This window comes from Halomonas halmophila, from assembly GCF_006540005.1.
Classification (GTDB): domain Bacteria; phylum Pseudomonadota; class Gammaproteobacteria; order Pseudomonadales; family Halomonadaceae; genus Halomonas; species Halomonas halmophila.
On the sequence record NZ_BJOC01000003.1, the window covers coordinates 165436 to 184831 of the forward strand.

A 19396-nucleotide genomic window follows, 5' to 3' on the forward strand; every position below is an offset into this window, starting at 1 on the left:
ATGATGAGAATCGGCCATGGTTTCGATGTGCACTGTTTTGGAGAGGGCGATCATCTGATGATCGGTGGGGTGGCCATTCCCCATGATCAGGGTTTCGTCGCCCATTCCGACGGTGATGTGCTGCTGCATGCGGTCTGTGACGCGCTGCTGGGCGCCTGTGCCCTAGGCGATATCGGCAGGCACTTTCCGGATAGCGATCCGGCCTGGAAGGGCGCCGACAGCCGTGAACTACTGCGTCATGTGGTGGCGCTGGTGGCCGACCAGGGCTGGCTGCCAGGCAATCTCGATACCACGGTGATCGCCCAGGCGCCGCGCATGGCCGAGCATGTCGACAGGATGGCGGCCTGCATCGCCCGTGATCTGGGTATCGAGCCTGCGCGGGTCAACGTCAAGGCCACTACCACCGAACGCCTCGGCTTCACGGGCCGCGGAGAGGGGATTGCCGCCGAAGCCGTGGTGCTGCTGGAGGCGCGCCAGGATGGTTGAGTCGCGCCCTGCCTGGCCGCCGGCATGGCCGCGCGCCCTGGACCCTTGCTACGGCGCGCCGTTGCCGGGCAGCTATCGCGAGGCGCCGGAGGACTTTCGAGTCGAGGAATGGCTGGACTTTGCGCCGGAAGGCCAGGGGGAACACCTCTGGCTGTGGATTGAAAAACGCGACATTACCACCGCCATGGTGGCACGCGAGCTGGCCCGCATCTGCCAGGTCGGCGCGCGAGCCGTGGGGTATGCCGGCATGAAGGATCGTGTCGCCGTGACCCGGCAATGGTTTTCGGTGCATCTGCCGGGCCGGGCCACGCCGCCGGACCTGGCGGACCGCCTGTCCACTGACAGCGTGACGCTGCTGGCTCAGGCGCGACATCCGCGCAAGCTCAAGCGTGGGGTGCATCGCGGCAATCATTTCCACCTGCGACTGACCGGTCGGGTGGTCGACGATCCGCGGCTGGTCGAGCGCTGGTCATGGCTATGCCGGCATGGTGTGCCCAACTATGTGGGACCGCAGCGGTTCGGCCAGGATGGGCGCAACCTGTTGCGCGCCGCCGACCTGCTGGCGCGGGGCTGGCGCAAGCGCGATGACCCCCAGGGCATGCTGCTCTCGGCCGCGCGCAGTTATCTGTTCAACATGCAGCTGGCCACCCGGGTGGCACAGGATTCCTGGCGTGCTCCGCTCGAGGGCGAGGTGGCCATTCTCGATGGCACGAGCAGCCAGTTTGTCGTCGGAGCACTCAGCGACGATTTGATCGACCGCGCCGCCCGGCTGGACATTCATCCCAGTGGCATCCTCTGGGGGCAGGGCGAGTCAGTGGCTCAAGGGGCTGCGCGAGCGGCCGAGCGCGAACCGCTGGCGGCGAACCGCCCCTTGTGCGAGGGCCTGGAGCGTGCCGGTGCCCGCCTGGCCAGGCGGCCTCTTCGGCTGCGACTCCAGTCGCCGCAACTCGAGCACGAGGCGGATGGCGCCATCCGGCTGTCATTCGGCCTGCCGCCCGGGGCCTTCGCCACCTCGGTGTTGCGTGAAGTGATCGATCACCCGACCCTGAATTTCCAGCCCGCTTCGACACAGGGCGACCAAGGAGGAGCTACGCATGCATCGACTGTTGCTGTCCAATGACGATGGGGTCCATGCCCCGGGCCTGAAGGCGCTGCATGATGCCCTGGTGGATCATGCTCGACTGCGCGTGGTAGCGCCCGATCGGGACAAGAGCGGGGCCAGCAACTCCCTGACGCTGACGCGGCCGCTGGCGCTGACGGCGCTGGAAAACGGTTTCTACAGCGTGGATGGCACACCGGCCGACTGCGTCTATCTGGGGGTCAACGGCGTCTGGGGTGAGCGCCCGGACCTGGTGATCTCGGGCATCAATCACGGCGGCAACCTGGGGGACGATGTGTTGTACTCGGGTACCGTGGCGGCCGCCATGGAGGGACGCAATCTGGGCATGACGGCCATTGCCATATCGCTGGTCGGTCGCCAGCACTTCGCCACGGCCGGTCGTGTCGCGGCGAGTCTGGTGGGCGCCGCCGAGCAACTGTCACTGCCGCCGCGCAGCCTGCTCAACGTCAATGTGCCGGATCTGCCCTGGTCCGAGATCAAGGGCTTTCGCGTGACGCGCATGGGGCATCGTGGGCCGGCCGCACGACCGCAGGAGGTATTCGACCCACGCGGGCACAAGCGCTACTGGATTGCCCCGGTGGGCGAAAATGCCGATGATGGCCCGGATACCGATTTTGCCGCCGTGGAAGACGGCTATGTGTCCATCACGCCGCTGCAGACGGATTTGACTCGGCATGCGGCTCGAGACGACGTTCAGGACTGGTTGAATGCACTCACCTGACCTTCGCCCCGGTCTGCTGGAGGGGGTCGGCATGACATCGCAGCGCACGCGGGACCGCATGGTCGAGCGTCTGGCGCAACAGGGCATTGGCGATCGCCGGGTACTGGATGTGATGACGCGGGCGCCGCGCCACCTCTTCCTCGACGAAGCGCTGTCGCACCGGGCCTACGAGGACACGTCACTGCCCATCGGCCATGGTCAGACGCTGTCGCGTCCCTGGATCGTGGCGCGCATGAGCGAGCTGGTGGTACAGGAGAGCCCGGCCCGGGTGCTGGAAGTCGGCACTGGCTCCGGTTATCAGACGCTGGTACTGGCGCGGCTGGTGCCGGAGCTCTGGTCGGTGGAACGCATCAATGCCCTGCATGAACGGGCGGGTGAGCGATTGCACTGGCTCGGGGCCGGCAACGTGCAGCTGCGCCTGGCGGATGGCGGACATGGCTGGCCGGAAGCGGCGCCCTTCGATCTGGTCCTGCTGACCGCCTGTGCCAGCGAGATCCCCATGCCCTTGCTGGCACAGCTGGAGGAAGGCGGCATCATGATTGCTCCCGTCGCCGATAGAAATGGAGAACAGTGGTTGGTGCGCGTGCGCCGCCAGGGCAACCAGTTCGAGCGCGAACGACTCGAACGGGTGCATTTCGTGCCCTTGCTGGAAGGAGTCATTAGGTGAAGCGATATCTGGGACTGGTCTGCAAGGGCGCCGGCATGGGGGCCGCGGATGCCGTGCCCGGGGTGTCGGGTGGCACCATCGCCTTCATTACCGGTATCTACGAGGAGTTGATCCAGACCATCGAACGCTTCGGTCCCGGGGCGGTCGGCATCTGGAAGCGCGAGGGCAGCGCGGGCGTGGTGGACTATCTGAACCTGCGCTTCCTGTTGCCGCTGCTGGCCGGTATCGGCCTGAGTCTGTTGAGCGTGGCGCATCTCGTCGTATGGTTGATGGAAGCGCAACCCAGGCTGCTGGATGGTTTCTTCTTCGGTCTGGTCGGCGCCTCGGCCCTGGTGGTCTGGCGGCGGCCTGCGGGCTGGCGCTGGTGGTATCTGCTGCCTCTGGCGGTGGGGCTGGTGCTGGCTCAGGTCCTGCCTGCCCTGATGCCGCTGGTCTCGCAACTGGGCAGCCCGCGGCTGGTATTGGCGGTAGCCGGCTTCATTGCGATTAGTGCGCTCTTGCTGCCGGGCGTGTCGGGTAGCCTGTTGCTGCTGACCATGGGTCTGTATGGCACCGTCATGGAAGGCATCAGGCATTTCGATACCGGGCTGCTGGCCATTTTCGGCCTGGGCTGCCTGGCGGGGTTGGTGGTGTTTTCGCGTCTGCTTTCATGGTTGCTCCGGCACGGCCATGACGCGACCATGCAGTTGCTGGTGGGCTTTATCGTGGGCTCGTTGCCGACACTGTGGCCCTGGCAGCAGATGGCGTCTTATCGAATGGGTGCGGATGGCCGGACGATTCCGCTGGAGTATCATCATCTGACCCCGGGTGAGTATACCGTCGTCACCGGGGAGCCATCCCAGTGGCCGGTCGTGTTGCTGTTGATGCTGGTCGGGGCGGTGCTGGTGCTGAGTATTGATCGCCTCAACTCCGGCCCCCATACACCTGGAAAGGACGAGCGTGATAGCGTAGTCAAGGACAAGGAGGATGGTTCCAATGCATAAGGGGTTGCTGATCCCGGGGCTCGCACTGCTGTTGGCGGGTTGCGCCGCCTCGCAGAACGAGAAGGCGCCGGTACGCGTCGATGAGCTGTCGACCGAGCGAGCGGCATCGACGCCCGCTGAATATACCGTGAAGTCCGGGGATACTCTCTACGGTATCGCCTGGCGGCACGACATGGACTATCGCGATCTGGCGGAGATCAATGACATTGGCCCGCCCTATGAGATCCAGCCTGGACAGCGTCTGGTGCTGAACGCCCAGGGTGCTGACGCGAGTGACATCACGACGGCGTCGGGTACCGCCGGGATCGGCAATGTCGAGACGGCTGATAGCGGTGCCGTGGCCAGCGGTGTTGCGGTAGCGGGCGGTGTCTCGGGCAGTGCGGCTGATGGCGACACCGGTAACAGCGGCACGGCCGGGGAGGATGAATCCCTGGACTGGCTGCTGCCCGCCGATTCCGGCAACGACTCCGGCACGTCGGGCGACAGCGAGAGTGCACCCGGCCCGGTCTATGCCGACGACAGTTCGGCCTCGTCCGACACGCAAGATTCGGCTGCCACTGGTTCGGGTGACGAGACGGCCACCAGCGAGTCAGACGGCACCGAGTCCGAGAGTGGTACCCAGTCTGACGCCGAGGAGCGAGATGCCTCGAGCGAATCAACGCAGGACGCCGAGCAGGATGCGGGACAGTCCGGCGACGATGAGGACACCCGGGTGGCTCAGAATGACGCTGGAGAGAGCGCGTCCGAGTCGTCCAGCCAGGCCGCGACTGATGCATCGGGCGGCCAGGACAGGTCGGACCGGCAGTATACACCGGTCGATCCGGTGCCCTGGCAATGGCCGACCAGTGGCAGTGTCGTCGGCGGTTACGGCGAGGGTGACAGCATCACCGACGGCATTGATATCAGTGGGCAGAAGGGGCAGCCTGTCAAGGCAGCCGCGCCGGGTATCGTGGTGTACGCGGGCAGTGGCGTGCGTGGGTACGGCAACCTGATTCTCCTCAAGCACAATGACCAGTTTCTCAGTGCCTACGCCCACAACGATTCCCTGAACGTGAAGGCAAACGATGTGGTGCGGGCAGGCGAGGTGATCGCCAGCATGGGGGACAGCGATGCCCAGGATGTTCGGCTGCATTTCGAGGTGCGCAAGGACGGTCAGCCGCAGGATCCCCTGGAGTATCTTCCCGCGCGTTGAATGATGCGCCCAATGTCGTGATTGCACTGCGCCATCCGGGCGTCATACAACAATAATCTCGGGCATTGAGGGTGGGCAGTGAAATGCACAATGCCGAGTCGCAACCATGGGGTAGCAATCGATGAGCATGCTTGAACGGGACCTTCAGGATGTGAATCTGGAATCGGCCGCCGAGGCGGATGATGAGTCGGTAGAAACCGTCGACCTCGAAGTCGGTGCGGTGGATGACAGTGACGAGGCCTTCGAGAAGGCCTTGAGTCGCGAGGACCGTCACCAGAATCACAGCCTCGACGCCACCCAGATCTATCTCAACGAGATCGGCTTCTCGCCCTTGTTGACGCCCGAGGAAGAGGTTCACTACGGGCGTCTGGCGCGACAGGGCGATCCCCAGGGGCGTTCTCGCATGATCGAGTCGAACCTGCGCCTGGTGGTCAAGATTTCCCGCCGCTATCTCAACCGTGGCTTGACGCTGCTCGATCTGATCGAGGAGGGCAATCTCGGCCTGATCCGGGCCGTGGAAAAGTTCGATCCCGAGCGCGGGTTCCGCTTTTCCACCTATGCGACCTGGTGGATCCGTCAGACCATCGAGCGCGCTCTGATGAACCAGACGCGCACCATTCGTCTGCCCATTCACGTGGTCAAGGAGCTCAACATCTACTTGCGGGCCGCCCGCGAGTTGACCCAGAAGCTCGACCACGAGGCGACCGCCGAGGAAATCGCCGACCATCTCGACAAGCCGGTGGCCAGCGTAAAGAAAATGATGGGGCTCAACGAACGCGTGTCCTCGGTGGATTACCCGGTGGGCAGCGAGAGTGACAAGCCGCTCATCGAGACGATCACCGACGAGAACGACCTGGGGCCCGAATCCTCGCTGGTGGACGGGGACGTCAAGCAGCATGTCGACGACTGGCTGGCCGAGCTGACCGACAAGCAGTGCGAGGTCGTGGTGCGGCGTTTCGGCCTGCGCGGTCACGAAGCCTCGACCCTGGAGCAGGTCGGCGACGAGATCGGCCTGACGCGTGAAAGGGTGCGCCAGATCCAGGTCGAGGCGCTGAAGAAACTGCGACGCCTGCTCGACAAGCAGGGCCTGGACCTGGATGCCATCTTCGAATAGGCGTCGTGCGGTGGCGTAAAAGACACGCCACCCTGGCCCGGCCCGAGCGACCTTCACCAGCGGGCCCTGACAACCTTCGTTCAGCCGCAAAGCCAGCGCATCAGCCTGGCTTTCTTCATGTGTTACCCGCCAGCAGGAAGATTGCGATGGTCCGCCCCCTGAGAGCCGACATTGACCTCGAGGCCCTGCGCCACAACTACTGCCTGGCGCGTGATCTCGCGCCGCAGAGCCGCTCGCTGGCGGTGCTCAAGGCGGATGCCTATGGCCACGGCCTGGTGGCCTGCGCCCGAGCTCTCGAGACACTGGCGCCGGCCCTGGCGGTGGCCTGCATCGAGGAGGCCGAGGTCCTGCGCGAGGCCGGTATCACGTCACCGATCGTTCTGCTAGAAGGCTTCTTCACGGCGGATGAACTGGCGTGCATCGATGCGCTGGAGTTGTGGACGGTGGTACACAGTGACTGGCAGGTCGAGGCGTTGCTGGCCTTTCGGCCGTCACGACCGATTCCCGTCTGGCTCAAGGTCGACTCCGGAATGCATCGACTCGGCTTCACGCCGCCGCGGGTGCCGGCGCTCTGGGAGCGTCTGGCCGGCGCTGGCGCACAGGTATGCGATCTGCACCTGGTCAGCCATTTCGCGACTGCCGATCAGGCCGATACGGCGTATTTCCAGGGGCAGATGCGCACCCTGGAAGCCCTGGCCGCCGAGCTCGAGGCGCCGACCTGCCTGGCCAATTCGCCGGCGACCCTGTCGCATCCCCGGGCGCATGGCGACTGGAACCGCCCGGGGGTGATGTTGTACGGCAGTGATCCGCTGGAAGTGGCCAATGCGGTCAGTCGGCGCCTGAAGCCGGTGATGACCCTGAGCTCGGAGATTATCGCCGTGCGCCACTTGGCAGCGGGAGAGCGGGTCGGCTATGGCGGCCGCTGGCAGGCACAGCGCGCGTCGCGTATCGCGGTGGTGGCCTGTGGTTATGGCGATGGTTATGATCGCCACGCCCGGGACGGCACGCCGGTGCTGGTCGAGGGGCAGCGAGCCGGGCTGGCCGGCAAGGTGTCCATGGACATGCTGACAGTCGATATTACCGACCTGCCAGAGGCCGATATCGGCAGCCGGGTAACGCTCTGGGGGCGCGCCGCGAACGGCGTAGTACTCCCCGTCGATGAGGTGGCGCGCTATTGCGATACCATCAGCTATACCCTGCTGACCGGGGTGCTGCCCAGAGTGCCCAGACGCTATCATGACGCCTGACCCCGAGTGCGAGAGCCCCATGACTGAACACGCTTCCGATACCCGCTTTCTGCACCCGCGCTACTGGTCGGCCTGGCTGGCCATCGGTGCCATGTATGCTGGCGCCTGGCTGCCCTGGCGCGTCAAGATGACGCTCGGCAAGGGCATCGGCCTGCTGGCTTGGCGTTTTGCCAGGCGTCGCCGGCACATTACCGAGACCAATATTCGGCTCTGCTTCCCCGAACTGGAGGCGGCGCAGCAGCGCAAGCTGGTCAAGGATACCTTCCTGGCCAACGGCATGGGCATTCTGGAAACCGCCACCGGTTGGTGCCGGGACCCCGAGCACCTGCGCCATCGTGTGGTCTTCGAGGGCCAGGAACACATGGCACGGCTCCAGACGGAGGGCCAGGGTGCCCTGATCATCGGCATCCACTTCTCGACGCTGGATCTCGGCGGCGCCCTGCACTCGTTGTTCTTTCCCGCCGACGCGGTCTATCGGCCGCACGATAATGCGCTGTTCGAGCGTTTCATGACCCGCGCTCGCCTTCGCATCTTCGGTAGCACCATTGATCGGCATGATCTGCGTGGCGTCGTGCGTCACCTCAAGGCCGGGCACAACGTCTGGTATTCCCCGGATCAGGACTTCGGCCGCGAGGCCAGCGTCTTCGCCCCCTTCTTCGGGGTGGAAGCGGCCACCGTCAGGTTGACCGCCAAGATCGCCCGGATGACGGGAGCGCCGGTGATACCCCTGATCTTTCATCGTGATACCGATGACAAGACTTACCGCCTGGAATACCTGCCGCCACTGGAGGACTTTCCCAGTGGTGACGAGCATGCCGATGCCGCGCGCATCAACGCGGTGATCGAAGCCGCCATCCGCCGCCACCCGGAGCAGTACCTGTGGCTGCACCGACGCTTCAAGACCAGGCCCGAGGGCGAGCCCAAGCTGTACTGAAGCTTCGCTTCAGTACAGCTTGGGAGCTGTAAGCTTTAAGCCGTAAGCCATAAGAAAACCCCACGAACCTGAGGTCAGTGGGGTTATTCTTACAGCTTAAAGCTTACGGCTTATCGCTCCGGCGAAGCCGGTCAGGCGTCGATCCGCTTGTACTTCATCCTGTGCGGTGTGTCATCGCCGACACGCTTCTTGTGGTCCGCCTCGTATTCCGTGTAGTTGCCTGCGAAGAACTCGACGTGGGAGTCGCCCTCGAAGGCCAGGATGTGGGTGGCGATGCGGTCGAGGAACCAGCGGTCGTGGGAGATCACCATGGCGCAGCCGGGGAAGGCCAGCAGGGCTTCTTCCAAGGCGCGCAGGGTCTCGATGTCCAGGTCGTTGGAGGGTTCGTCGAGCAACAGCACGTTGGCGCCCTGCTTGAGGGTCTGGGCGAGCTGCAGGCGACCGCGTTCCCCCCCGGAGAGGTCCGAGAGGCGTTTCTGCTGGTCGTTGCCCTTGAAGTTGAAGCGACCCACATAGGCCCGTGACGACACTTCGTAGCCATTGATGTTGAGCATGTCCTGGCCGTCGGACACCGCTTCCCAGACGGTCTGCTTGTTGTCCAGGTCATCGCGCAGCTGCTCGACGTAGGCTACATCGACGGTATCGCCCTTGACCACTTCGCCGGCATCCGGGGTTTCCTTGCCCTCGATCAGCTTGAACAGGGTCGACTTGCCGGCGCCGTTGCCGCCGACCAGGCCGACGATGGCGCCGGGCGGAATGGCGAAGTCGAGATCGTCATACAGCAGCTTGTCATCGAACGACTTGGCCACGCCGTGAAACTCGATGACCTTGTCGCCGAGTCGCGGACCGGGCGGAATGTAGATCTCGTTGGTCTCGTAGCGCTTCTGTACTTCGCCGGACTGCAGTTCCTCGAAGCGGTCGAGGCGAGCCTTGCTCTTGGCCTGACGACCCTTGGCATTGGAGCGTACCCACTCGAGTTCCTGCTTGATGGCCTTCTGGCGGGAGGCTTCCTGCTTGGCTTCCTGCTGGAGACGCTTCTCCTTCGCTTCGAGCCACTGGGAGTAGTTTCCCTCGAAGGGAATGCCTTCGCCGCGGTCCAGCTCGAGAATCCAGCCGGCCACGTTGTCGAGGAAGTAGCGGTCGTGGGTGATGGCCACCACGGTGCCGCTGTAATCATGCAGATAGCGCTCCAGCCAGGCCACCGATTCGGCGTCCAGATGGTTGGTCGGCTCATCCAGCAGCAGCATGTCCGGGCTGGACAGCAGCAGACGGCAGAGTGCCACGCGGCGACGCTCGCCACCTGAGAGGTTGCCGACACGCGCCTCCCAGGCCGGCAGGCGCAGGGCCTCGGCGGCGACTTCCAGCTTGCGCTCCAGGTTGTGGGCGTCGGCGGCTTCGATGATGTCCTCCAGGCGGGCCTGCTCGGTGGCCAGGGCATCGAAGTCGGCATCGGGGTCGGCATAGGCCGTGTAGACGGCGTCGAGCTGCTCTTGAGCCTCCTTGATGGCACTCAGGGCTTCCTCGACCGTCTCGCGCACGTTCTTGTCGTCGTCGAGCTCGGGCTCCTGCGGCAGATAGCCGACCTTCATGTTCGGCATCGGCCGCGCTTCACCTTCGAACTCGGTGTCGACGCCGGCCATGATGCGAAGCAGGCTCGACTTGCCGGCGCCGTTCAGGCCCAGTACGCCGATCTTGGCGCCGGGGAAGAAGGACAGGGAAATATCCTTGAGGATCTGTTTCTTGGGGGGCACGACCTTGCCCACCCGGTTCATGGTGTAAACGTATTGCGCCATGGAATCTCACTAGGGTTGGAGGTTCGGGGTTGGAGCCTTGATGGCTCTGATGATAGTGGTCGCAGCCCGGAAAGGCTAGAGAGTGACCGACAATGCAGGCTCGGGGCCGCGGCCTGAAGGCGGCCCGGCGTGTCGGCAGGGGCGTTGCCTGGCCTTATTCTTCCTCGTCCAGGTCGAAGTCCCAGTCATCCTCGATGTCGCGTTGCAGGCGGCGCTCTTCCAGCAGGTCCTCCAGGCGCCGGCGGGCCCGCAGCCGGTCCGCACGGCTGGCAGGACGCTCCGGAGTGGCGTCGGCATCCGTGTCGTCCTCGGGGGCTGCTGCATCGTAATCTTCATCGTCCAATGTGTCGGGGCGCATGCGATTTCCTCCCATGGCCGGCCGCTTTCCTCGGGAGCGGCGGTTGCCAGCGTTTCCTCGCCAGTGCCGCAGGGCGGCGCAAGGCAAGGGCACCTGCCGGCTATATAAGACGAGATCGCCCTGAGTGCAAGCCCTGACACGCGAACGGCCGATAGTGGCGAGCCGGTTCACTAGGCCGGGGCCTCGGTTAGACAGTAGTATGGGGATTCCTTTCTGCCGAGATTCGGGGTCCTATGTCACGTGTTCGAATTCAGTACTGTACCCAGTGTCAGTGGTTGCTGCGCAGCGCCTGGTATGCGCAGGAGTTGCTTTCCACCTTCGGCGAGGCGCTGGAGGAAGTGGCGCTGGCCCCCTCCCATGGCGGGCATTTCGAGATCTTTCTCGATGACGAGAGCCTCTGGGAGCGCAAGCGCGATGGTGGCTTTCCGGACAGCAAGGTGCTGAAACAGAAGGTCCGCGATCGTCTGGACCCGGAACGTGATCTGGGGCATGTCGATCGATAATGCGCTACGAAGCGTGAGGCGTGAGGCGTGAGGCGTGAGGTGTGAGGTGTGAGGCGTGAGGCGTGAGGCGTGAGGGGATAGGTCGCGACTGGCGTTCGGGGCGTTTTTTTACAGAATGAGCGGGGAAGTTTCATGACAGCGGATCGTCGCGCGATTCTCTATGGGTTGGGGGCCGTTGGCTTGTGGTCGACGGTGGCCACGGCCTTCAAGGTGGCACTGGGTCATATGTCGCCCTTGACCCTGATGTGCATCGCCTCGGTGGTTTCCTGGGCGCTGATCGGCGTGCTGGTGTGGTATCGGGGCGAGGGGCGCGAGGCATTGCGCCGTGGCTGGCGCACCGCCGCCTGGGCAGGCCTGATGAATCCCGCAGCCTACTACCTGGTGCTGTTTGCCGCCTATGATCGCCTGCCGGGTCAGGAGGCCATGGCGCTCAACTATACCTGGGCATTGACCATGGCGCTGCTCGCCGTGCCGATACTTGGCCAGCGGCTGACCCGCATGGACGTGCTGGCGGGGTTGATCGCCTACTCGGGGGTCTGGGTGATCGCCACCCGTGGTCAGGTGTTCAACGTGAACTTCGCCGACCCGCTGGGCGTCGGCTTTGCACTGGTCTCGACCTTGATCTGGGCTTTGTACTGGCTGCTCAACACGCGTGATGCTCGCCCGCCACTGGTGGCGCAATGGCAGAATTTCAGTGTAGGAGTGCCGGTGTTGCTGGTGATGTGGTGCCTGGGCCCCGAGGTTGAGTGGGTCGGGGCGACCGGGTTGGCAGCGGGCGTCTATGTGGGGTTGTTCGAGATGGGCATCGCCTTCGTGTTCTGGCAAATGGCGATGCACACGGTATCGCGTACCGCCCGGATATCGAACCTGATCTTTCTTTCGCCGCCGGTCTCGCTGCTGCTGCTGTTCTTCGTCGTCGGTGAACCCATCCTGCCCTCGACCTTGGTGGGACTGGTGCTGATCCTTGGCGGGCTGGGGCTGCAGCAGCGACAGAAGGCGCCGGCCGCGGCCAGCGCCCAGCAGTGAGGCAACATGGTCACGCGCCGTCACCCGCATCGGCGAGCGCCACGCCGGCGTTTTTCAGCAGAGGGGCAAGTACCGGCCAGACGTTGTCGAGCACTCTGGGCTGGGCCTCGGCGGTGGGGTGAATGCCATCTTCCTGCATCAATGCGTCTTTCAAGGCCACGCCTTCCAGCAGGAAGGGCAGCAGCGGCACCCCGAAGCGCTCCGCGAGATCGGCGAAGACCTGCCTGAAAGCGTCACGATAGGCCTGGCCATAGTTGGGAGGAATATCGATACCGAGCAGGGCGACCTGCGCCCCGGAGGCCTGACTGGCCTCGATCATCGCGGCGAGGTTGGTGCGCATCTGCTGGGGAGAAAGGCCCCGGAGACCGTCGTTGCCGCCGAGTTCGATCAGAACAATATCAGGATCATGTTGCCTCAATAACTCGGGCAGGCGGGTCTTGCCGCCGGCGGTGGTCTCGCCACTGATGCTGGCATTGACGACTTCGGCCTTGCCCTCCAGACGTTCGGCCAGCAAGCTGACCCAGCCGGCGTCACGCTCGATGCCATAGGCCGCGCTCAAGCTGTCGCCCATGACCAGCACCACGGGTCCTGAAGCGGCCCAAAGTGGGCTGCTGGCCAGCCACAGGAACATCGCCAGCCAGACCCGCCGCAGGAGCGGTGGTAGGGGCTTGCGAACTCGAACCACGGGGGAATGCTCCAGCATGTCCAACTCCTCGCACGCGAATGCCAATACGCCGATTCTACACGCCGAGGGCCTGAGCAAGGAGGTCGTCAGTGGCGAACGCCGCCTGATTATTCTGCAGGCCCTGGATATCGAGGTGCAGGCCGGCGAGAGCGTCGCCATCCTGGGGCAGAGCGGGGCAGGCAAGTCGACCCTGCTGGGGCTGCTGGCCGGCCTCGACGCGCCGAGTGGTGGCCGGCTGGCCATGTTCGGGCAGTCGCTGGGGGATCTGGACGAGGATGGCCGGGCCGGCCTTCGCGCCGGGCGTGTCGGCTTCGTGTTCCAGAACTTCCAGCTGTTGCCGACACTGACTGCCCTGGAAAATGTGCTGATGCCGCTGGAGTTGACCGCGGTCCGCGATGCCGATCGTCTGGCCCGACGCTGGCTGGAGCGCGTGGGGCTTGGCGAGCGACTCGACCATCTGCCCAAGCAGCTGTCCGGTGGTGAGCAACAGCGAGTGGCCCTGGCAAGGGCCTTCGTGACCGGTGCCGAGCTGGTGTTCGCCGACGAGCCGACCGGCAACCTCGACCCCGTCACCGGGGAGCGTATCATCGACACCTTGTTCGAGCTGAATCATGAAGCCGGTACCACCCTGGTGCTGGTCACCCACGATCATGCCCTGGCACGACGCTGCGATCGTTGCCTGCAGCTGACCGACGGGCACCTGGTCGAGATGATGCGCGACGAGGTGGGCGCATGACGGGCTCGGCACGTCTCTGGGGCCTTTCCTGGCGCGGCCTGAAACGCGACATGCGAGCTGGCGATGTGCGCGCCCTGTTTCTGGCCCTGGCGCTGGCCGTGGCCGCCTCGACCATGATCGGTTTCTTCCTTGATCGCCTCGACCGCGGCCTGACCCGGCAGGCCGGGCAACTGCTGGGTGGTGATGTGGTGCTCGAGCAATCGCGGCCCTTCGACGCGGCACTGCGCGAGACGCTCGAGTCCGCGGGGCTGACGCTGTCGGACCAGGTCGACATGGTGTCCATGGTCAGTCAGGACGATGCCTTCCAGTCGGTGAGTCTCAAGGCGGTGGATGATGCCTATCCGCACTATGGTGTGTCGCGGATTGCGCGAGGCGACGAGGTGGCTGAGGTGGCGTCCGGGCCCGCGCGTGGCGATGTCTGGATCGCGCCGCGTCTGGCCATGCTGCTCGATGCCGGGGTGGGCGACAGCCTGCGGGTCGGCAGCGCCGAGCTGCGCGTGGATGGGGTCATCGAGCGTGAGGCCGATCCCTCGGCGGGTTTCGGCAACTTCAATCCGCGTTTGATGATGCATGTGGACGACCTGCCGGCCACGGGACTGGTGCAGGAAGGCTCGCGCATCGAATACGAGCTGCTGGCCGCGGGCTCGGCCGAGGCGGTGGCTTCGGTGGCACCGGTGCTCGCACGCCTGCGCGGCGAGGGTGTCGAGGTGCAGGATGTGCGCGAGGACCGGCCGCGACTCGGCAGTGCCCTGGAGCGGGCCGACCGATACCTGAGCCTGGCCGGACTGGCGGCGGTCCTGCTGGCTGGCGTGGCGGTCGCCATGGCCACACGGCGTTATGTCGAGCGTCACCTGGATACCGCGGCGCTGTTACGCTGCTTCGGGGCCAGTCAGCGCGATCTGGTGGGGCTTTTTGCCTTGCAATTGCTGTGGCTGGCGCTGGCCGCCTCACTGGTCGGCGCCCTGGTCGGGCTGGCCGGTCAGGCCCTGCTGCTGGCACTTCTGGGAGCGGTGATGCCCATCGATCTGCCGCCGCCGGGACTCCTGCCGCTGGGCATGGGCATCTTTACCGCGCTGGCCGTGCTGGCGGGCTTTGCCGGTCCTACGCTGCTTCGCTTGCGACGCGTCAGCGCGCTGAAGGTCTTGCGCCGCGAGCTTGATCCGCTGCCGGCCTCGGCTTGGATCGTGGTGGTCATGGCGGCGGCGGTCTTCGGTGGTCTGTTGTGGCTCTACTCCGGGGATGGGCTGCTGGCGCTGGGCTTGCTGCTGGGAGGAATGATCGCCCTGGTCGTATTATGGGGACTGGGGAGTGTCCTGCTAAGGCTGCTGGCCAGACTCTGTCGGCGGCTGCCGCACGAGACCGGCTCGCCGGATAATCCCTGGCGGGCTCTGAGAATGGGCGGTCAGCAGTTGGCGCGCCGACACAATGCCAGCCTCGGCCAGCTGCTGGCATTTGCCGCGGCGCTGTTTGCCATGGCCATGATCGCCCTGGTGCGTGGCGATCTCCTGAACGCCTGGCAGGCTCAGCTCCCGGAGGACACCCCCAACCACTTCGCCATCAACATTCAACCCGGCGAGCGCGACGCCTTCGAGGCGGCACTCAACGAGACCGCTGACGCACACAGTGCTCTTTACCCAATGGTGCGCGGGCGCATTACTGCCATCGAGGGGCAGTCGCCGCAGGATGTCGTGCCGCAGGAGGCGCGGGGAGATAATGCCCTGCGGCGTGAGCTCAACCTGACCTGGAGCGACGAGGTGCCCACCGGCAATCGACTGGTGGCCGGTGAATGGTTTACGGCGTCTTCTACCGATTCGTCGGGCTGGATGAGTGCAGTAGACGCCCGGAAGGTCGCACCGATTTCCCTGGAAAGTGGCCTGGCCGAACGACTCGGTCTGGGCGTTGGCGACACCCTGACATTCAGCGTGGGCAGCGAAACGGTGAAGGGCCGGATTACCAGTCTGCGTGACCTCGACTGGGACAGCTTCCGGCCGAACTTCTATGTCATCTTCCCGCCCGGCGTACTGGAGGAATTCGGCCACAGCTACATCACTGCCTTTCACCTCGACACGGCCGAGCGTGGCGTGTTGCTCGGCCTGGTCGAGGACTTCCCGGCGGTCACCCTGCTGGATGTCGAGTCGATCCTGTCGCGGGTTCGCGAGGTCCTCGATCAGGTCACCCGTGCCGTCGAGCTGGTCCTTGTCCTCGTACTGCTGGCGGGCATCAGCGTGCTCTATGCGGCGCTGGTCGCGAGCATGCCGGTACGTGCCCATGAAGCGGGCCTGCTGCGTGTGTTCGGCGCCGGCAATCGGCTCCTGGCCAGGGTCCAGGGTGCGGAGTTTGCCCTGCTGGGGCTGGCCAGTGGCCTCCTGGCGGCATTGCTGGCCGAGCTGGCCGCAGCCGGTATCTATCTGACCTGGCTTGACCTGGCGCCGCGCTGGCACCTGGGGCTCTGGCTCGGCTTGCCGCTGGTTGGCATCTTGCTGGTCGGCGTCATTGGCCAGCTGTTGTCTCGGGGTCTGCGGCGGCAAGCCCCCATGGCCAGTCTGGGGCTGCTCGGTGAAACCTGATGGATCGGCGGTGTTATCGTCATATCGGCATCATCGAAATCCGGCATAATCAAGCATCAACCACCAAGGAGCGGGTGTAATGAAGACACGATTCCTACCAGGCAAGTCGGTTTGCGTCATGGGGCTGAGCGCGCTGTTGTTGATCGGCACCGGGCCGGCCCAGGCCGATGCCGAGCGTCTCGAGGCGGACCTCCGGGCACTGTTTGCCGAGCGCCCGGGCGAGCTGACCATCGGTGATGTCTCCGAGAGCATGCTGGGCGGCGAGACAAGCGCGACCAATATCGATTACGTCAGCGAGCAGGGGGAGCGCCTTTTGATCGACCGCTACGTCGTCGAGGGCGATTATGACGACCCTGACCAGGTGCTCATGGAAGGGATCAGGATGGCCGACGAGCAGGGCGACGCGGCTGGCACCATCGAGGTGCAGCGCCTGGTGGCGACCGGTCCATCTCGCTCGGTATTGTCACTCGAGGACTGGTTGACCGACCTCGAAGCCGAGCAAATGGTGGTCGAGGGCCTGAGCGTCGAGCGTCGTGGCAGCGTCGTGTTCGATGACACGACCCAGCCGGCACGCACGCTGCGTAATCCGCGGCTGGCCATCGAGCGCCTGGAGCTCGAGTCGCTATCGCCACAGCACATCGGCAGCCTGGTGGCCCGCAACATCAGCGGCAGTGCCGAGGCCATCGGGGATCTCGGGGATGGTGAATTCAGCCTGGCCAGCCTGGACCTTCAGGGGCTGCATGACCTGCACAGCCAGGATGAGGCGCGGGCCGACCGTGTGGAACTCGAAGACCTTGACATCAGTGCACAGGGGCTCTCGACCACGCTGGAGCGGCTGCTGATCGACAGCGACATGACCGATGGGGCCGGTGGCTTGTGGCTGGAATCGATGAACCTTGATCTGGCCGGGATGATCGAGCTCGCCCCGGCCGAGAAGCGAACCCGGCTGCGCATGATGAGCAATGTGCTGACCGGCGGCAGCGGCCAGCTGACGCTGGATGCCGCCTTCGATGGGCAGTGGGAGGAAAAGGGTGGCAATCGGGCCCTCTTGATCGGCGAGAGCCGAGTCACGGCCGGGGAAGCCTTTCGTTGGACCTTCGACAGTGAAACACCGGCGCGCCTGCCGGAGGGCGTCGAGCCGGCCTCCTACCTGACCCGTCTCGACAGGCTGGATGAGGTTACCCTGTTGGGGGGCGAGGTCGAGACTACCCTGACCGACCTCGGCCTGTTCGGCCGCTTGCCGGCCATCCTCGCCACCATCCAGGGCATGAGCGAGGCCGACTTTCTGGCCCAGGCGCGCACCCAGGCCAAGGGGCTGGGCAGCATGTTCGGGCCGGAAGCGGCCCGGCTGCTGGGCGGGCTGGTCGACATGATGGAAGGCAAGGCCAGCGAGCTTGTCGTCCACCTCTCGCTGCCGGAAGGCGGTGAGCATGAGGTTGAAACCCTGGCCAATGATCCCCTGGTGTTGCCCAGCAAGCTGGACATGAAGGTCCAGACACGCTGAGCGGTCGAGTCGATGCTTCAGAATTTCTCAAGCCTGGATGAGAAATGATGGACCTTCCCGTGACGGCCTCTCATGTGAAAGCCGTCATGGGCTGGGGTATGATGAGCTTCCTGATTATCCACCCAAGCGAGGTCCTGAGCCGATGTTCAGCCGTGATATGCAGATTGCCGGGTTCGATGATGCCCTTCTCGATGCCATGCAAAAGGAAAGCGCGCGTCAGGAAGCGCACATCGAGCTGATTGCCTCCGAAAACTATGCCAGCCCGCGGGTGCTCGAGGCGCAGGGCAGCCAGCTGACCAACAAGTATGCGGAAGGCTACCCCGGCAAGCGCTACTACGGCGGCTGCGAGTTCGTCGACGTCGTGGAGCAACTGGCGATTGATTACGCCAGGGAATTGTTCGGTGCCAGCTACGCCAATGTCCAGCCACACTCCGGCTCCCAGGCCAATGGCGCGGTCTTCCAGGCGCTGGTCAAGCCCGGCGACACCGTGCTGGGCATGAGCCTGGACGCAGGTGGCCACCTGACCCATGGCGCGCGCCCCAACTTTTCCGGCAAGCACTACAATGCTGTGCAGTACGGCATCGACGAGAGTGGCCGGATCGATTACGACGAGGTCGCACGGCTGGCTCGCGAGCACCAGCCGAAGATGATCATCGCCGGCTTCTCGGCCTATTCGCAGATCATCGACTGGGCGAGGTTCCGCGAGATCGCCGATGAGGTGGGTGCCTACCTGCTGGTCGACATGGCGCACATCGCCGGCCTGGTCGCGGCCGGGGTCTATCCGAGCCCCATGGCACATGCCCACGTGGTCACGACCACCACGCACAAGACGCTGCGCGGGCCGCGCGGTGGCCTGATCCTGTCCAGCGAGGACGACGTCGAGATCGAGAAGAAGCTGCAGGCTGCCGTCTTTCCGGGCGGGCAGGGTGGTCCCCTCGAGCATGTCATCGCCGCCAAGGCGATCTGCTTCAAGGAAGCCATGGAGCCCGAGTTCAAGACCTATCAGCAGCAGGTCGTCAAGAATGCCCAGGCCATGGCCGACGTCTTCATCGAGCGGGGCTTCGACATCGTCTCCGGCGGCACCGAGGACCATCTCTTCCTGCTGTCGATGGTCAAGCAGGGGCTGACCGGCAAGGACGCGGACGCCGCCCTGGGTCGTGCCCACATTACCGTCAACAAGAATGCCGTGCCCAATGACCCGCAGAGCCCGTTTGTGACCTCCGGGCTGCGCATCGGTACACCCGCCGTGACCACCCGCGGCTTCAACGCGGACGATTGTCGGGCACTCGCCGGCTGGATCAGCGATATCCTCGACGTCATGGTCAAGGGCGAAGACACCAGCGCCATCGAAGCCGAGGTGAAGGGCAAGGTCGAACAGATATGTGGCCGGTTGCCCGTGTATCGTTGAGTCACCAACGAGGGAGTGAGTCGAATGGCAGAACAGCGAACGACTGATCAACCAGAGGAGCAGCCCCGGACAGTCACCATTGATGGCAGGGAATATCCGCTGGATCAGCTTTCTGAGTCGGCGCGCACTCAGGTGAACAACCTGCGTGTCACCGACCAGGAAATTCAGCGTCTTCAGCAGCAGTTGGCCATTGCTCAGACCGCGCGCTTAGCCTATGCCAATGAGCTCAAGGCGGAACTCGACAAGTTGAACACGACGAGCACTTGAGGAAAGGTGGCGTGTTCCTGGGACGACGGGGATGCCTTCGGGTATCCCCGTCGTCGTTGAGGGCGTGCCGTGCGGATAACTGGGC

The 19396-nt window shown here is 64.7% G+C and carries 19 protein-coding genes; 16 read left to right on the forward strand and 3 right to left on the reverse strand.

Translation table 11 applies throughout. The features are described from left to right. The first annotated feature begins 3 nt into the window (after positions 1-3). From ispF to lpxL, 9 genes are all read left to right on the forward strand, one after another. Positions 4-486 carry a 2-C-methyl-D-erythritol 2,4-cyclodiphosphate synthase gene (ispF, locus tag HHA01_RS00905; protein WP_141317256.1) on the forward strand — a complete coding sequence of 161 codons (483 nt, stop codon included), beginning with the start codon at positions 4-6 and terminating at the stop codon, positions 484-486. After that, positions 479-1606: a tRNA pseudouridine(13) synthase TruD gene (gene truD, locus HHA01_RS00910; protein WP_141317217.1), complete on the forward strand. Its 1128-nt coding sequence runs from the start codon at positions 479-481 to the stop codon at positions 1604-1606. Before ispF ends, truD begins: the two co-directional genes overlap by 8 nt. Beyond that, complete coding sequence (gene surE / locus HHA01_RS00915; RefSeq protein ID WP_141317218.1) at positions 1581-2327, forward strand: 5'/3'-nucleotidase SurE; 747 nt, start codon at positions 1581-1583, stop codon at positions 2325-2327. The genes truD and surE overlap by 26 nt, the downstream gene beginning before the upstream one ends. Continuing rightward, positions 2314-2994: a protein-L-isoaspartate(D-aspartate) O-methyltransferase gene (locus HHA01_RS00920; protein WP_141317219.1), complete on the forward strand. Its 681-nt coding sequence runs from the start codon at positions 2314-2316 to the stop codon at positions 2992-2994. The genes surE and HHA01_RS00920 overlap by 14 nt, the downstream gene beginning before the upstream one ends. Continuing rightward, positions 2991-3977, forward strand: a complete 987-nt coding sequence (locus HHA01_RS00925; RefSeq protein ID WP_141317220.1) for a DUF368 domain-containing protein — start codon at positions 2991-2993, stop codon at positions 3975-3977. Before HHA01_RS00920 ends, HHA01_RS00925 begins: the two co-directional genes overlap by 4 nt. Continuing rightward, positions 3970-5169, forward strand: a complete 1200-nt coding sequence (locus HHA01_RS00930) for a peptidoglycan DD-metalloendopeptidase family protein (protein ID WP_141317221.1) — start codon at positions 3970-3972, stop codon at positions 5167-5169. Before HHA01_RS00925 ends, HHA01_RS00930 begins: the two co-directional genes overlap by 8 nt. A 121-nt stretch (positions 5170-5290) precedes the next feature. After that, positions 5291-6283, forward strand: coding sequence for an RNA polymerase sigma factor RpoS (gene rpoS / locus HHA01_RS00935; protein ID WP_141317222.1), 993 nt, complete (start codon positions 5291-5293; stop codon positions 6281-6283). A gap of 146 nt (positions 6284-6429) precedes the next feature. After that, complete coding sequence (gene alr / locus HHA01_RS00940; RefSeq protein WP_141317223.1) at positions 6430-7530, forward strand: alanine racemase; 1101 nt, start codon at positions 6430-6432, stop codon at positions 7528-7530. 19 nt (positions 7531-7549) lie between these two features. After that, positions 7550-8464, forward strand: a complete 915-nt coding sequence (gene lpxL / locus HHA01_RS00945; protein WP_141317224.1) for an LpxL/LpxP family Kdo(2)-lipid IV(A) lauroyl/palmitoleoyl acyltransferase — start codon at positions 7550-7552, stop codon at positions 8462-8464. A gap of 131 nt (positions 8465-8595) precedes the next feature. Here the strand turns inward: lpxL and ettA are convergent, their stop codons facing one another. Further along, positions 8596-10257 (reverse strand): energy-dependent translational throttle protein EttA, encoded by a 1662-nt coding sequence (ettA, locus tag HHA01_RS00950; RefSeq protein WP_141317225.1) that lies wholly within the window; start codon positions 10255-10257, stop codon positions 8596-8598. Positions 10258-10411: 154 nt separating this feature from the next. Then, complete coding sequence (locus HHA01_RS00955) at positions 10412-10615, reverse strand: PA3496 family putative envelope integrity protein (protein ID WP_141317226.1); 204 nt, start codon at positions 10613-10615, stop codon at positions 10412-10414. Positions 10616-10848: 233 nt separating this feature from the next. Here HHA01_RS00955 and HHA01_RS00960 point away from each other — a divergent pair, with 233 nt between their 5' ends. After that, on the forward strand, positions 10849-11118 hold the full coding sequence (locus tag HHA01_RS00960; RefSeq protein ID WP_141317227.1) for an Rdx family protein: 270 nt from the start codon (positions 10849-10851) through the stop codon (positions 11116-11118). Between the two features lie 132 nt (positions 11119-11250). Then, on the forward strand, positions 11251-12144 hold the full coding sequence (locus HHA01_RS00965; RefSeq protein WP_141317228.1) for a DMT family transporter: 894 nt from the start codon (positions 11251-11253) through the stop codon (positions 12142-12144). A 10-nt stretch (positions 12145-12154) separates the two neighbouring features. On the opposite strand, the gene HHA01_RS00970 is transcribed toward HHA01_RS00965, so the two are convergent. Further along, on the reverse strand, positions 12155-12847 hold the full coding sequence (locus tag HHA01_RS00970; protein ID WP_141317229.1) for an arylesterase: 693 nt from the start codon (positions 12845-12847) through the stop codon (positions 12155-12157). Between HHA01_RS00970 and HHA01_RS00975 the strand changes: the two genes are divergently transcribed. The 5 genes from HHA01_RS00975 to HHA01_RS00995 all read left to right on the forward strand — a co-directional run bounded on the left by HHA01_RS00975 (position 12846) and on the right by HHA01_RS00995 (position 19311). Next, on the forward strand, positions 12846-13565 hold the full coding sequence (locus tag HHA01_RS00975; protein ID WP_141317230.1) for an ABC transporter ATP-binding protein: 720 nt from the start codon (positions 12846-12848) through the stop codon (positions 13563-13565). The genes HHA01_RS00970 and HHA01_RS00975 overlap by 2 nt on opposite strands. Continuing rightward, the gene (locus tag HHA01_RS00980) at positions 13562-16132 is read left to right on the forward strand and encodes an ABC transporter permease (protein ID WP_141317231.1); all 2571 of its coding nucleotides are present in this window, start codon (positions 13562-13564) and stop codon (positions 16130-16132) included. Before HHA01_RS00975 ends, HHA01_RS00980 begins: the two co-directional genes overlap by 4 nt. Positions 16133-16211: 79 nt before the next feature. Further along, positions 16212-17636, forward strand: a complete 1425-nt coding sequence (locus HHA01_RS00985; protein WP_141317232.1) for a hypothetical protein — start codon at positions 16212-16214, stop codon at positions 17634-17636. 142 nt (positions 17637-17778) lie between these two features. Further along, a complete protein-coding gene (glyA, locus tag HHA01_RS00990) occupies positions 17779-19044 on the forward strand; it encodes a serine hydroxymethyltransferase (protein ID WP_141317233.1) in 1266 nt (421 codons plus the stop codon). Between the two features lie 24 nt (positions 19045-19068). Continuing rightward, positions 19069-19311 carry a DUF6447 family protein gene (locus HHA01_RS00995; protein ID WP_141317234.1) on the forward strand — a complete coding sequence of 81 codons (243 nt, stop codon included), beginning with the start codon at positions 19069-19071 and terminating at the stop codon, positions 19309-19311. Positions 19312-19396 lie beyond the last annotated feature (85 nt).

Bases quoted from the DNA above. Each gene is read 5' to 3' on its own strand.
- ispF (WP_141317256.1), top strand. From the start codon at position 4: ATGAGAATCGGCCATGGTTTCGATGTGCACTGTTTTGGAGAGGGCGAT.
- truD (WP_141317217.1), top strand. From the start codon at position 479: ATGGTTGAGTCGCGCCCTGCCTGGCCGCCGGCATGGCCGCGCGCCCTG.
- surE (WP_141317218.1), top strand. From the start codon at position 1,581: ATGCATCGACTGTTGCTGTCCAATGACGATGGGGTCCATGCCCCGGGC.
- HHA01_RS00920 (WP_141317219.1), top strand. From the start codon at position 2,314: ATGCACTCACCTGACCTTCGCCCCGGTCTGCTGGAGGGGGTCGGCATG.
- HHA01_RS00930 (WP_141317221.1), top strand. From the start codon at position 3,970: ATGCATAAGGGGTTGCTGATCCCGGGGCTCGCACTGCTGTTGGCGGGT.
- rpoS (WP_141317222.1), top strand. From the start codon at position 5,291: ATGAGCATGCTTGAACGGGACCTTCAGGATGTGAATCTGGAATCGGCC.
- alr (WP_141317223.1), top strand. From the start codon at position 6,430: ATGGTCCGCCCCCTGAGAGCCGACATTGACCTCGAGGCCCTGCGCCAC.
- lpxL (WP_141317224.1), top strand. From the start codon at position 7,550: ATGACTGAACACGCTTCCGATACCCGCTTTCTGCACCCGCGCTACTGG.
- ettA (WP_141317225.1), bottom strand. From the start codon at position 10,257: ATGGCGCAATACGTTTACACCATGAACCGGGTGGGCAAGGTCGTGCCC.
- HHA01_RS00955 (WP_141317226.1), bottom strand. From the start codon at position 10,615: ATGCGCCCCGACACATTGGACGATGAAGATTACGATGCAGCAGCCCCC.
- HHA01_RS00960 (WP_141317227.1), top strand. From the start codon at position 10,849: ATGTCACGTGTTCGAATTCAGTACTGTACCCAGTGTCAGTGGTTGCTG.
- HHA01_RS00965 (WP_141317228.1), top strand. From the start codon at position 11,251: ATGACAGCGGATCGTCGCGCGATTCTCTATGGGTTGGGGGCCGTTGGC.
- HHA01_RS00975 (WP_141317230.1), top strand. From the start codon at position 12,846: ATGTCCAACTCCTCGCACGCGAATGCCAATACGCCGATTCTACACGCC.
- HHA01_RS00970 (WP_141317229.1), bottom strand. From the start codon at position 12,847: ATGCTGGAGCATTCCCCCGTGGTTCGAGTTCGCAAGCCCCTACCACCG.
- HHA01_RS00980 (WP_141317231.1), top strand. From the start codon at position 13,562: ATGACGGGCTCGGCACGTCTCTGGGGCCTTTCCTGGCGCGGCCTGAAA.
- HHA01_RS00985 (WP_141317232.1), top strand. From the start codon at position 16,212: ATGAAGACACGATTCCTACCAGGCAAGTCGGTTTGCGTCATGGGGCTG.
- glyA (WP_141317233.1), top strand. From the start codon at position 17,779: ATGTTCAGCCGTGATATGCAGATTGCCGGGTTCGATGATGCCCTTCTC.
- HHA01_RS00995 (WP_141317234.1), top strand. From the start codon at position 19,069: ATGGCAGAACAGCGAACGACTGATCAACCAGAGGAGCAGCCCCGGACA.